Source organism: Streptococcus cristatus (assembly GCF_001578775.1).
Classification (GTDB): domain Bacteria; phylum Bacillota; class Bacilli; order Lactobacillales; family Streptococcaceae; genus Streptococcus; species Streptococcus cristatus_A.
In genome coordinates this window covers 822,203-835,550 of record NZ_KQ969062.1, presented here as the reverse complement: position 1 = coordinate 835,550, position 13,348 = coordinate 822,203, and the positions used below count along the sequence as shown (strand labels likewise).

Annotated in this window: 12 protein-coding genes and 2 pseudogenes; 3 read left to right on the top strand and 11 right to left on the bottom strand. The window is 41.6% G+C overall.

Features of this window, described 5'->3' with window-relative positions:
* Positions 1-24: 24 nt before the first annotated feature.
* The 3 genes from SCRDD08_RS04150 to SCRDD08_RS04140 are packed head-to-tail and all read right to left on the bottom strand — an operon-like array spanning position 25 to position 3,114.
* A complete protein-coding gene (locus SCRDD08_RS04150; protein WP_061422559.1) occupies positions 25-1,281 on the bottom strand; it encodes an ABC transporter permease in 1,257 nt (418 codons plus the stop codon).
* Positions 1,281-1,979, bottom strand: coding sequence for an ABC transporter ATP-binding protein (locus SCRDD08_RS04145; protein WP_061422558.1), 699 nt, complete (start codon positions 1,977-1,979; stop codon positions 1,281-1,283). Before SCRDD08_RS04145 ends, SCRDD08_RS04150 begins: the two co-directional genes overlap by 1 nt.
* On the bottom strand, positions 1,963-3,114 hold the full coding sequence (locus SCRDD08_RS04140) for an efflux RND transporter periplasmic adaptor subunit (protein WP_061422557.1): 1,152 nt from the start codon (positions 3,112-3,114) through the stop codon (positions 1,963-1,965). The genes SCRDD08_RS04145 and SCRDD08_RS04140 overlap by 17 nt, the downstream gene beginning before the upstream one ends.
* 213 nt (positions 3,115-3,327) lie before the next feature.
* On the opposite strand from SCRDD08_RS04140, the gene gorA reads away from it, so the two are divergent.
* Together gorA and SCRDD08_RS04130 are read left to right on the top strand one after the other, a co-directional pair.
* The gene (gene gorA / locus SCRDD08_RS04135) at positions 3,328-4,677 is read left to right on the top strand and encodes a glutathione-disulfide reductase (RefSeq protein ID WP_061422556.1); all 1,350 of its coding nucleotides are present in this window, start codon (positions 3,328-3,330) and stop codon (positions 4,675-4,677) included.
* Between the two features lie 643 nt (positions 4,678-5,320).
* Complete coding sequence (locus SCRDD08_RS04130) at positions 5,321-5,875, top strand: biotin transporter BioY (protein WP_061422555.1); 555 nt, start codon at positions 5,321-5,323, stop codon at positions 5,873-5,875.
* A 9-nt stretch (positions 5,876-5,884) separates the two neighbouring features.
* Here the strand turns inward: SCRDD08_RS04130 and SCRDD08_RS04125 are convergent, their stop codons facing one another.
* Positions 5,885-6,100: a YdbC family protein gene (locus tag SCRDD08_RS04125; protein ID WP_005590703.1), complete on the bottom strand. Its 216-nt coding sequence runs from the start codon at positions 6,098-6,100 to the stop codon at positions 5,885-5,887.
* Between the two features lie 89 nt (positions 6,101-6,189).
* On the opposite strand from SCRDD08_RS04125, the gene SCRDD08_RS04120 reads away from it, so the two are divergent.
* The gene (locus SCRDD08_RS04120; protein WP_061422554.1) at positions 6,190-6,546 is read left to right on the top strand and encodes a hypothetical protein; all 357 of its coding nucleotides are present in this window, start codon (positions 6,190-6,192) and stop codon (positions 6,544-6,546) included.
* Between the two features lie 146 nt (positions 6,547-6,692).
* Here SCRDD08_RS04120 and SCRDD08_RS04115 read toward each other — a convergent pair whose 3' ends face one another.
* From SCRDD08_RS04115 to SCRDD08_RS11840, 7 genes and pseudogenes are all read right to left on the bottom strand, one after another.
* A complete protein-coding gene (locus SCRDD08_RS04115) occupies positions 6,693-7,979 on the bottom strand; it encodes a peptidase U32 family protein (protein WP_061422553.1) in 1,287 nt (428 codons plus the stop codon).
* 210 nt (positions 7,980-8,189) lie between these two features.
* Positions 8,190-9,896: a C69 family dipeptidase gene (locus SCRDD08_RS04110; RefSeq protein ID WP_061422552.1), complete on the bottom strand. Its 1,707-nt coding sequence runs from the start codon at positions 9,894-9,896 to the stop codon at positions 8,190-8,192.
* A 321-nt stretch (positions 9,897-10,217) separates the two neighbouring features.
* On the bottom strand, positions 10,218-11,081 hold the full coding sequence (gene tehB / locus SCRDD08_RS04105; RefSeq protein ID WP_061422551.1) for an SAM-dependent methyltransferase TehB: 864 nt from the start codon (positions 11,079-11,081) through the stop codon (positions 10,218-10,220).
* 215 nt (positions 11,082-11,296) lie between these two features.
* Positions 11,297-11,374: pseudogene (locus SCRDD08_RS11360) on the bottom strand (SsrA-binding protein); the annotation flags it as partial.
* 43 nt (positions 11,375-11,417) lie between these two features.
* Positions 11,418-12,380 (bottom strand): hypothetical protein, encoded by a 963-nt coding sequence (locus SCRDD08_RS04100; RefSeq protein WP_061422550.1) that lies wholly within the window; start codon positions 12,378-12,380, stop codon positions 11,418-11,420.
* Positions 12,381-12,556: 176 nt separating this feature from the next.
* Positions 12,557-13,024, bottom strand: a complete 468-nt coding sequence (gene smpB / locus SCRDD08_RS04095) for an SsrA-binding protein SmpB (protein WP_002894882.1) — start codon at positions 13,022-13,024, stop codon at positions 12,557-12,559.
* Positions 12,987-13,348 (bottom strand): annotated as a pseudogene (locus SCRDD08_RS11840) (ribonuclease R); the annotation flags it as partial. The gene smpB and the pseudogene SCRDD08_RS11840, both read right to left, overlap by 38 nt.

Sequence of the window (13,348 nt, the reverse complement as noted above, 5' to 3'; positions counted from 1 at the left end):
TGGTTTCCCAGACTTTTGCTAACATTATTCATATCTCAGCGCTTCAATCGGATCTAATTTAGATGCTTTATTAGCCGGCAGGATACCAAAGACAATCCCAACCATGGCTGAGAAGACAAGGCTTCCCACTGCTGCAGTAACGGAGACAACTGGTGGGCCTCCAAATACGTTTTCAGGCACGACTGCAGCTAGCAGAGCATTGATTCCATAGGCAAGGCTAAGACCAAGCAGGCCACCGATAAGAGTCAATACCATAGATTCAATCAAGAACTGTGTGAGAATATTTCCACGCGTTGCTCCAAGAGCTTTTCGCAAACCAATTTCCCGTGTCCGCTCTGTAACGGATACTAGCATGATATTCATCACACCGATACCACCAACAAAGAGGGAAATCCCTGCAATAGCTCCGATAACACCGGTCATAGTTCCTGTGATTTGATTGTACTGCTCCAGCAAGGTATCCATATTCAGGATTTGATATTCTCCTTGACGAGCTCCTGAAAGAGCCGTCAATTCTTTGGCCGCTTCTACACCAACTTCGTTGATACGATCCACTTCTGGCACATAGATATAGACACTTGCAATTTCATCTGTATGAAATTCAGATGCCACCTGTGTATTCGCCATCAGGGCGCTACCTGAGCTCATACTCATGCTCTGACCAGCATTGGGATCCTTATAGATACCAACAACCCGATAGTTACTGTCACCGACTGAAACTATTTTATTCAGGGCTTCCGCACTACTTCCAAACAGGCTGGTTGCCACTGTTTCATCAATCATCATCACATTAGAAAAACTTTGATAGTCACTAGGCAAGAGAGTCCGCCCAGCTAAAAGCTCATATTTTCTAATTTTAAAGAATGTAGCATTCACACCCGTAATGTTGACCTTATCAGACTTCTTGTTCTGATAAGAAAAGTCAGCTGTCGAACCATTGGTCACATAATAGCCCTTGACGCCGTCAATTTTTAATAGTTCCTTGACCCAAGACTCTTGGACAACAGGTGGTTCCTCTAGTATCTCACTATCTGCATCTTGACCACCATTGACCTCCATCAAATTAACTCCCATCGTATAATTATTTTTAGTGGGAGAATAAAGCAAGCTCACATACTTCTGTTCTTTTGTGATGCTCTTGGTAACTCCCTGTTGCATTCCATTTCCCAGTGCCAAGATGACGACAACAGACGCAACCCCGATGATAATCCCAATCATGGTCAGAAAAGCCCGCATCTTATGCCCAAGAATGGAACTAATGGCAAATTTAAAATTTTGCATTAATCACGTTCCTCCTTCTCAGCGCTATCTGAAGAGATAAGTCCATCACGAATGACAATCTGGCGCTTAGCATAGGCAGCAATTTCAGGTTCGTGAGTAACCATGATAATTGTTTTTCCTTCAGCGTTCAACTCCGTCAAGAGTTCCATAATTTGCTCGCCAGTTTTGGTATCGAGGGCCCCTGTCGGCTCGTCGGCAAGAATAATCGAAGGATTGTTTACCAAGGCACGCGCAATGGCAACACGTTGCTTCTGTCCCCCAGACAACTCTGACGGCAAGTGAGTCATACGAGTGCCCAAATCTACTTTTTCTAAATACTGCTTAGCTAGATTTTTTCGACTTCCTTGTGACACCCCCGCATAAATCAACGGAAGTTCCACATTTTGAAGTGCGTTTAATTTAGACAAGAGGAAAAATTGCTGAAAAACGAAGCCGATTTGATTATTTCGGACCTTGGCTAACTTCTTATCACCTAAGTTTGCAACATCTTCGTTTTCTAAAAAATACTCGCCAGTAGACGGACGATCCAGCATCCCGATAATATTCATCAGGGTGGACTTCCCGGAACCAGACGGCCCCATGATAGCCACAAACTCGCCCTCTTCAACTGTCAAATTGATATTTTTTAAGACTTTAAGTTCTTGATCACCATTCCGATAGGTTTTGTGAATATTTCGTAGATCAATGAGTTTTTTCATCGGCTTTCACCTCTTGACCATCTTTCAAGCTATCTGTTGGATTGGTGATAACTTTACTATCTTTTGTCAAACCAGATGAGATTTCTTGATTTTCAGCATCAGCATTCCCTAAGGTTATTTCCACTTTCTTCGCTTTACCTTTTTCGACAGTCCAAACGTAGTTCTTGTCTCCGTCTGAGATGATACTGCTTGCTGGTACAAGAATCCCTTTTGTATTGTTTTTCACTTCAACGCTGACAGAGAAACCTTGCTTCAAATCACCAATTTCACTTGTGATATCAACTGTAAATGGATATTTTGCAGAGGAAGCCGCGCCACCTGTATTGGTTGATGAAGCTTGCTGTCCGTCCTTAGGATAGTTGGAAATATAACTAATTTTACCTGTCCATTTTTTATCAGGATATACTTTAGAGGTAATGGCTACTTCTTGTCCAACTGACAAATTAGCCAGATTGTATTCAGAGAGTTCTCCCTTGATTTGAAGACTACCATTGCTGACAATATGCACCAAGGTTTGGTTGGTTCCTGTTGTTGATTTGGATACATCGCGATTTACTTCTACTACTGTTCCCTCAACAGTGCTTGTAACAGTCGCTGCATTCAACAAAGCTTGCGCCTTGTTCATATTATCCACAGCGTCTGAACGTGCATCACGCAAATCAGCCAGTTGAGAATCGACGGTACGTTGAGCAGAAGCAAGGGACTTACTATCCGTCTCTTCATCGCCAGTTTTTTCTACTGTTGCTCCATTAGTCTGTAAGTCATTAATCTGACGGTCAGCCTTATTGACAGCACGAACTGCTGCATCATAATTTGCTTGAGCTTCTGTGCTCTTATATTGAACAAGTGCTTGTCCTACAGCTACTTGGTCGCCAACATTGACTAGGACCGACTCCAAGTCGCCCTTGGTAGCATCATAATAAACATATTGCTCTGAGTTAGCCGTTACGGTCCCCGTCAACAGGACAGGGGAGGCTATGCTACCTTCTTTTGCCTGCTGCACAATTGGTGCAACTTCCTTAGGTTCTGTTGTAGAACTAAGATTGCTCAGGACTATTGCAGAAATTGCTCCTACTACAACTACAACAGCAACTCCGATAATACTAAATAGCTGCCATTTTTTCAGCTCTTTCATCTTTTTTCCTCCTCTTGATGAAAACCATTTTTCTTTTATACTACATTATATCATATGCCTAACATATTGTGATAGGAAAAGTGACAAAATCCCTAAAAGGCTTCCCTTCCTCTACAAACACTGTAGAATCTCTAAATCATAGCAGATTTTTGCATTCATTTTCTAAAAAAGGTACAATTACTTCATATTGATTAAAGGAGATTCTATCTAACTATGAAAGAATTCGATATTATTGCAATTGGCGGGGGTAGCGGGGGTATTGCTACCATGAATCGGGCTGGTGAGCATGGCGCTAAAGCAGCTGTCATTGAAGAAAAGAAATTAGGGGGAACCTGTGTCAATGTCGGTTGTGTCCCTAAAAAAATCATGTGGTACGGTGCTCAGATTGCCGAGGCCATCCAACACTACGGACCAGACTACGGCTTTACTTCAGAAAATCAGCACTTTGACTTTGCTACCTTACGGAAAAATCGAGAAGCCTACATTGACCGCGCTCGCTCATCCTATGATGGCAGCTTCAAACGCAACGGCGTTGAACTGATCGAAGGTCGCGCTCATTTCGTTGACAAGCATACAGTCGAAGTCAATGGAGAATTGATTCGCGCCAAACACATCGTTATCGCAACAGGTGCTCATGCAGCCATTCCTCAGATTCCCGGTGCCGAATACGGCGAGACTTCTGATGATGTTTTTGCTTGGGAAGAGCTACCTAAGTCTGTTGCCGTCGTCGGAGCAGGCTATATCGCTGTGGAGCTTGCTGGTGTCCTCCATACTCTAGGTGTCAAGACGGATCTCTTTGTCCGTCGCGACCGTCCTCTCCGCAATTTCGATAGCTATCTGATTGATGGATTGGTGGCTGAGATGGAAAAATCTGGTCCTAGTCTTCATGCTCACAAGATACCCGAACGAGTGGAGAAACTTCCTGATGGTCAGCTACAACTCTACTTCCAAGACGGCAGTAGCCATATTGCCGAGCGAATTATTTGGGCTATTGGCCGCAAGCCAAATGTCCAAGGGCTCAATCTTGATGCTGCAGGGGTTACCCTAAATGACCGTGGCTTTATCGCTGTGGATGAGTACCAAAACACTGTCGTACCTGGCATCTATGCCTTGGGCGATGTGACGGGCGAAAAAGAGCTGACGCCAGTAGCAATCAAGGCTGGACGTACCCTGTCTGAGCGCCTCTTTAACGGCAAAACAGATGCCAAGATGGATTACTCCACTATTCCGACTGTCGTCTTCTCCCACCCCGCTATTGGCACAGTAGGGCTGACGGAGGAAGAAGCTATTCGAGATTATGGTGCTGAGCAAGTCCATATCTACACCTCTAGCTTTACCTCTATGTACTCAGCTGTCACCCAGCACCGCCAGCAAGCCAAGTTTAAGCTTATCACTGCGGGTCACGATGAAAAGGTTGTCGGCCTCCATGGCATTGGCTATGGCGTAGATGAGATGATTCAAGGCTTCGCTGTTGCTATTAAGATGGGAGCTACCAAAGCCGACTTTGACGCCACCGTTGCTATCCACCCAACTGGCTCCGAAGAATTTGTCACCATGCGCTAAAAGTTTCTTCTTTGGCCTTTCTAAAGCTCATTATTATCATAAAATAAAGAAGAGAAGGCAACCATAACTTATCCTTTCATTTTTGATTTTTATCTTACATTTTTGTAAGAAAGAAGTCTTAGGCCATTTAGATAGAGCTAGACACACTATCTGGCTTTATTCTTTGACTTCTTACTTTATTTTAAAGCACAAAATTCAATTATCATTCAAGAAATTCTAAATTATTTCTAAAATTGGGGAAGATCTATGTAAAGAATCTTCTTCTTTTTTATTTAGTTGGTTCACTTCTTCTGGACAAGCTTATAAATTGTAATTTTTGAAGATAGTCTTATTTTCTTAAAATATTCATGACTCCCTAGCCATCTTTTATCCTTTCTGCTATTCAAGAAACAGTATTTTTGATATGATAGTAAGAAATACTAAGAAAAAGGGGATTGGAAATGAGTAAAACGAAAAAATTATTAGCAGCTCTAGGAATTATTTTTTTTAATATTTTTGGCCTAATCGCCTTTATCTTCCTCCTCATTCGGAGTCGCAAAAAGCGGAAATGACAAACAACTGTCTAGTCTGATGTAAAAAGACTTGACTTTTTTTTATTTTAATTTAGAATAGTTACCATGATATTAAAAAGAGGTTTACTATTATGAATAAGAACAAAGCTTTTCTTCTTGCCCTCCCAGCTATTGGCGCTGCATTCTTAGCGGTACTATCCCAGCTTAGTTTCTCTATTGGTACCATTCCCATTACGCTACAGACCTTTGCCGTGGGTTTAATTGCAACCATTTTTAAAACCCGCGAAGCTGTCTTGTCTGTTCTGCTTTATCTACTGCTCGGAGCTATTGGCCTACCAGTATTTGCCGGAGGAAGCGGTGGATTTCAGGCTATCTTTGGTCCAAGCGCGGGCTATCTTTGGTCCTATCTGCTCTTTGCATCGGTCACTTCTAGTTTGACAAATAAGGATAGCAAGTTTTACACGATCTTTTTGGCTAATCTGATCGGAGATACACTGGTTTTTGTCGGTGGCGTAATCGGACTTCATTTTCTGGCTAATATGGATTTTTCTAAAGCCATTGCTGTTGGTGTCATACCTTTCATTCTTCCTGATCTTTTAAAAATTGTAGCAATTACTCTCATCAGCATTCCTTTATTTAGAAGCCTAGCTTTTCATCCCTATTTTTCAGACAATAAAAACGGATAGACTTTCAGTCTACCCGTTTTTAAATGCATCTAAAAGCACTTGAAATTCTTCATTGGAAAGGGTGATTCCCTTGCCCATCTTGCTGTGGTCAGGACTCCAAGTGCGAATATCGTACTTGGCAGGCGCCCCGTTAAAACTTACGCGGTTGAGCTCCTTGGTCCAACCTTTTTCATTTTCTGATAAAACGAGCAATTTTTCCTCGATTTCAAATTTAAAATCTGCCATACTTTACCTCTTTTCTACTTTCTATCTCATTATTCGTAAAAGATTTTACTTTTTTACTTATTTTATTATATAATATATTGTAACAAGTTATGGAGATTTTAGCTATGAAAAAATATCTCGAAATGATTTTACAAAAGACGAATGAGTTCATTAACTATAAAAAAACAGATAAGGAAGAGGACGACAAAAGTCATATCCTACATACGATTGACTTGGCTCTGCGGAAAAATTCTGGTGTCCATGTTATTTTTCTGGATAAGAATTTTACTGGAGATATTGTCAAATATGACCGTGACCGCCAACAGTTGATTGTCAAAAATTTCAAAAAAAGTATGACGACCATCATCCGAGTACATGATATCCATCGCATCAGTCTAGTTCCCAATAACATCCGTGAAGCTCAGAGAAAAGATATTCGGCTCGAAAGCCGCAAATTCAAAAAATAACTCTTCAAATCAAAAGCGATTTGAAGAGTTTTATTTTTTAAAAGCAATAGCAGAATTTTTAGAACAAGGACTTCCGCTATCAATTCGTATCCACCATGTAGGCAATATCTACTTAATGAGCGCATTGCTCCAATTTTCGCGCCTGATTAAGCCCGAACAGTCACACTAGTGCCATCTTCTTTATACAAATTGATTAAACCTTCCTTGCGGGCACGGACCATATCACCAGGTTGGACTGGCTGCGGAACTGTAATCGTCAGTAATTCCATTGGGTTTGGCGCACGGTCGATCTTATTCCCTTTTTCATCATGGAGGTCAGTAATGTAGGTTTCAAAATGGCGGAAACCAGGTCCATAGAATTCCACCTGATCGCCTTCATGGATGACATTCCGCTGGCGAATAGTCGCAGTTTGTGTAGCCTCATCATAAGCAACTACTTCTGCTACAAATTTGTATTCTGGAATCTTACGACGGGCTCCAAAAAGCTGCTCATTCTCAGTTGGCGTATGGTAGTAGAAACCAGTTGCCAGCTCACGTTGAGCTACTTTCCACATTTCATCTACTAGATCTTGCTTAATAGCTTCAAACTTTTCTGGGCTTTCCAAATAGGCGTCCACAGCTGCTTTGTAGCAGTTGGTCACCGTTGAAACGTAGTGAATAGACTTCATCCGACCTTCGATTTTCAAACTATCGACACCATTTTCAATCATATCAGGAATACGGTCAATCATTGACATATCAACAGCTGACATAGAAAATTCTTCTGGAATTTCCCCCTTCAAACTCTTGCGTTCTTGACCGAAAGGCATGTCGTACAAATCATATTTCCAACGACAAGATTGCGAACAACCGCCACGGTTGGCATCACGCATACTCATGTGATTGGAAAGGGTACAACGGCCAGAGTAAGAAATACACATCGCTCCATGAACGAAGGCTTCGATTTCTACATCGGTACGCTTGCGAATCTCAGCTAGCTCAGCCATGGAAACCTCACGTGCCAAAACGACCCGTGTCAAACCAAGATTTTTCCAAAACTCAAGCGTCTCATAGTTGGTTGCACTAGCCTGAGTTGACAAATGAATCTCCAGACCAGGTGCTTCAGAAGCTGCAATCGCAATCAAGGCTGGGTCAGAAACAATAACAGCCGCAATCCCGATATCCCGCAAACGACGGAACCATTCTCCAGCACCTGCTTCGTTTCCTTCGTGCATGACCATATTGGCCGCTACATAGACCTTGGCACCATGCTCAGCCGCAAATTGGACACCTTCTTCCATTTGCTCAAAAGTGAAGTTCCCCGCACGGCTGCGCAAACCATAGGCTTGACCACCAATAAAAACAGCATCTGCCCCATAGCGAACAGCTACTTTTAACTTTTCTAACGTACCAGCTGGTGAAAGCACCTCTGGACGTTTTAATTTTTTTGTCATCTTTTCTCCTATTTGCAATATAAAAGTATTGATGTTTAACCCTATCTATTTTATAGCAATTTACCGCTAAAAGCAAGATGAAGCCTAGTTTTTTGACAATTCTAATCTTCTATCCTCATCCCCTTACTAAGTATTTTAGGATATAGGTTTATTGTCTTAGAAAGAGAAAAAAAGCCAGAAGTCTTAAACTTCTAGCTTTTCTTTCAAAATTTATTCTTCCTCCTTCTTCTTATTAAATTGTTTGTATCCGAAGAATCCAGCAACTAGAACAACCAATACGCCGATGACAATCCAAGTAGTTTGACTTGAGCTATCTTTCTTCGTATCGCTAGCTTTGTTCTCTGATTTTCCTTTTTCTGCTTCAGCCAGGAGGTTTGCTTTGTTATAGCCTGTATAGACAAGATCTGCATCTTTACCTTTTTCCTTCTTAATCTTTTCTTCCATCTCTGCTTCAACTGCTTTGATTTCCTTAAAGATTTTTTCTGAGCGTTCCAAGGCTTCCTTAGTCACTTCTGGTCCAGCGGCTTTGGCTTGTTCATCTGTGTAGTTTGCATATTTGGCATCGCGTTCGGTTTGTTCTTTATCCCATTCAGCTTCTTTTGCTTTCCATTTTTCTTGGATGCTGTTACCAAAGATTTCTGGATATTTCATAACCATTTGGTCAATATGCCAAACAGTCCAATACCAAGATTTTCCGTCATATTTAGTAGAACGGTTCTTGAAAGCTTCGTAAGTATCTTCTACATTACCATAGAATGGTACATATGGTGTGTTGCGACTTTGTGCCAGACCCAGCCACATAACACCGCCAAAGGCAGTTGGTAGGTTTGGTTTGATTTGATAAACGTGGGCGTCGATTACGTTTTCGTTACCTAGCGCATATTTGTAGACATTGCCATCGATCTTCTTACCGACTTCAACTAAGTCATCTGCTTTATATTCTGGCAAGTGTTCAAAACGATTTCTTTGTTCCGCGATCACATCATGAACCGTGTATTTCTTATTTGGATCAGTTGGTTCGCGCAAGAGATCAAAAGCTTCATCGTCATAATTCACTTTTGCTTGTGGATCCATCCACTTGATACCTGCGTAGGTCCGAGAACGGTTACGTTCCATATATTTATCAGGTCCATAAGACTTAGCAATCATAAAGTTGCCATCTTTGTCGGTCTTATAGTTGTCTGCTTTTTTAGCTACTTCTTCCACATTTTTAGAAGCAATGACATTTTCCTTATCGTTCAAGTCAACATGACCAAGATAGTAAGTGTTCGCAAAGACAGCATACTTATTCGTTGGGAATTTGATGGCTACGTATTGGTGACCAGACAGGATTTCCATGTACCACAGCTCATTCTTATCTGCTGCAACGATGATATTTCCTTCTGCTGATCCTTTTTCGTCCAGAACTTTCGCAACTGTCTCAATAACTTCACGTGCTGTTTTTGCACGAGGCAAAGCAAGGTCAACTAATGATGCTTCTGGAAGACCATCTTTTACAAGTGGATCTTCTTTTAACACTTTATCGTTTGGTGTTGCTGAAACGGTCGCTGTCATAGCTACACCAAGTTCATTAAAGCCATGCGCAGCGAAGTTTCCGTTACTTCCGTTGTCACGATCAGAGTCGTAGACAGCTGTGTATTTCATTTCATTCGCCAAATGCGGATAGGTAAAGCCATTTGACTCATCTTCTATCTTATCGCCATCTTTATAGGTCTTAGCTGGCACAACTACATAGTTTTGATTGTGCCGACCACCGTCAGGGGCGTAGGGATAGTCCTCTGTCCGACCAAATAGAGTAGAGCCATCTGCTGTCAGGTCTTTACCGACAATAAAAGCAGAACACGCTTGTGCCACATGAACAGGCAAAAGAGCAACTAACATTGCAAGGAACATTAGTCTGAGCAGTATTTTCTTCATAGTCTATCTCCTTTTGACTATCTGCGGGGCTGGAATCAACTCCCAGTCTAAACAACATAAACCGTAATACCTTAACATTCCTACTTTAGTATACTCTCTTTCCAAACTTTTTGCAAGCGTTTACACAAAATTGTGTATATTTTTTATCTAATCTATATTTCCTCTACTTTTTCTTAAATCAGAGCAGATAAACAAAAAAATAGCCCCATCTTATTTGAGGAAAGGCTATTATTTTTTATCTTATCGGAAAACAGCCTGCTATAAAATCTTTATAAGCAATTCACTAGAGATTTTAGCAGAGCCGACTTGAGCTCAAAGAATTTATCTCACTTTTTTAGCTAACATCGTCGCAAAGCGGAGCTGAATTCGATTGCCGTTTTCATCACGGCGATGGAGGTGGCCAGGATTTTCATTGTACTTGACCAGCTCCCAGCCCTTGTAATACTCGGCAAGCTCCCCTTCCTTAAAAGTAAATGGGAAGGGAACAGAGCAAGGGAAGTCCTCTGTATCCATAGCACAGACGATGAGATTGTAGCCACCAAGCGCTGTATGCTCTTGCATATTGCGGATAATATCTGGAATCCGCTCTGCCTGCAGGAACATCAGAACAACGGTAGAGACGATCAAGTCATAAGTCTGAGTCAGACTAGCTGAGTTGATATCGTAGCTACCCACTGGCAGATCTAAATCCTCCTGCTCGACAATGCTACGTAAAATCTCCAGTGCCAGCTCATTCTGATCTACGGCCGTTACTTCAAAGCCCTGCTTAGCTAGAAAGAGAGCATTGCGGCCTTGACCACAGCCTAGATCTAATGCCCGTCCTGGTCGGACTGTTTGCATGGCTTCCAAAACCTCTGAGTGCACTGGATTGCTGCCGTATTTCTTAGGGAAGTAATCCTCAGGCCGACAGTAAAACTCCAAATACCACTCCAAATCATCTGTCAAGGCTTCGACCCGATGCCAAGCTTGGGGCTGGGCAAAAGGATTGTCCTGACCAGCTTCAAAGATGTGCTCAGCCAGCTCCTCACCTTCCTCTGATATCTCAACAAACTTAAGGCGTCCCTTGAGAACAGTGATTTTGCCCCAAGTTCCCTCTTTGGTATTGTGCTTGTTCTTGACCAATTCGGGCATGGTCTCAGCTGTCCACACTGGCATGCGTTTATAAGCTAGCAATTTTTCTGTCATAAAAAATCCTTTCTCTGAAAGCCAAATTTCAAAATTTTAACTGTCTTTATCATACTCGAAAAAGCCAGACTTGACAAGTGCTAAGGTATTCAAGGTATCACTATCAAAAAAGCAAGAAATGATTCAGTAGTCAATTCTTGCTCATATCATACATTAAGTTTTATTTCCTAAACTATATCCCTGCATCTTATACGACGGCTTGTTCTGAAGAGCTTTCATCTTGTATTAAAGTTCTTCATCTGTCTTGCGATGTCGCGATTTTGCTCGCGGCGTTTGATGGACTCGCGCTTGTCGCAAGAGTTATTTGTCAGTAGTTTTATCGTTTTCCTGTAGACTCTAGTTTTCTTTTTGTGGATGGTTTTCGATCCATTGCTTGAAATCACTAAAAGATCGAATCTGTGTTTTCTCTCCAGTTGTTTCATCTGTGGCATAAAGTTCCATTACATCCTGACCTTCGGGAGCAAACCAATGAATTAAATCATTAAACCATTCTTCTTCATTATACTGATTAGGACGGAAATAAATTTTATTGCCTTCTTTTATATTTGTCCCAATTTCTGGATAAAGTTTTGCAAAATTAGTACCTGAAAGTTCTAAATTACCTTTATCATAAGAAGCTACTAAGTAACCTGGTCCATATCCTAAGTGATAATTTGATGTTGAAGAACTAATCTGACTCTCTATACCTCCTTTTTTCCAATTGGTAGCCATAGGCGAAGAAGCCTCCACAGGAAAAATTGTGATATCCTCTTTACTTAAAAATTCATTGAACTCATTTTCTGACATCTTCTTTTCGATTTTTCCCGTATCCAACGACAGAATTACGTATATAGTTTTTTCTATCTTACCGCCTTCGTTCGAATACATGCTAAAAGATAAATACTCTTTTCCATCCTTTGAGAACTGCTCCTGAATCTGCTTGAGCCTATATGTATTCTCTCGTCCTAACAAACTATAGATATCGACTTCTTTGCTAGTTATTTTGGTGGAATCGTGTAAATCATAAATCTTGATTTTGAAATATTCCTCTTTATTTACTTTAGATGAACTTACACTGTCATATTCATCCAAACTGTTGTATTTAAAATCCGTTATATAATTTTGACTATAGCGAAAAGAATCATTTTCTTTACTGCCAACCAAAACATATTTATCTTTATTAAATAGCTGTATTCCTTCAACACAATATTCACTCTTAGCATATTCTTTCTTCTTCCCACCTAGAAAAAAAGTAAAGAAAACTACTAAAGCTAGAAGAAGTCCTCCAAGAAATATGAAAAATTTTTTATTGAGTTTCATTTGCTTACCACCACTTTTTAATTCATCTAGCCATTTATTTTGATAGTCCTTGGAGTCATTCCGCTTTTTTCATCAATCATTCACCAAAAGTGGTCATCCTCAAACCCGTTCCTTCTCATTATAACATAAATCCATGGTCACAGTTGAATACTAAAAAAGACCGGTCACCCAGTCTTTCATCTTGTATTAAAGTTCTTCATTTGTCTTGCGATGTCGCGGTTTTGCTCGCGGCGTTTGATGGACTCGCGCTTGTCATAGTCGTGCTTCCCTTTGGCTAGGCCCAGAAGCAGCTTGGCATAGCCGTCCTTGAGATAGACCTTGAGCGGCACCAGCGTCATTCCGGTTCCCTTGGTCTCCTGCTCCAGCTTTTGGATCTGCTTCTTATGCAGCAGCAGCTTTCTACGACGCTCAGGCTCTTGGTTCCAAATATTGCCCTCTTCATAAGGCGCGATATGGACATTGCTGAGCCAGGCCTCACCGTTCTTGATCTGGGCAAAGCCGTCTTTTAGATTGATGCGGGCGGCACGGACACTCTTGATTTCTGTCCCAGTCAGTACCATGCCGGCCTCGATGGTATCTACGATGGTGTAGTCGTGTCTGGCCTTTTTATTTTGCGCGACGACCTTTCCTTCTCCCTTTGCCATGCTTGGCTCCTTTCTTGACTAGTTCCTTGTAAAATGCCTTCTGGCTCTTGCCTTTCTTGGACTTCTTATCTTTCTTATCTCCGTAGCCTTTTTCTTTGGAAGAATGGCTGCGCTTGTCATCCTCACGGCGTCTCTTTCTGCCTGACCTGCCTCTGCCACTCTTGCCAGTCTTTTCTACCAGGTCAAATTCACTAGGCAGGTATTCAAAGTCAATCTCGCCCGTAGCCTTATCCGCTCGGACCAGCTTGATACGAATCTGCTGACCGACTTTAAAGACCACACCAGACTTTTCTCCTTGCAGGGTCATCTCCCGCTCATTGTAGC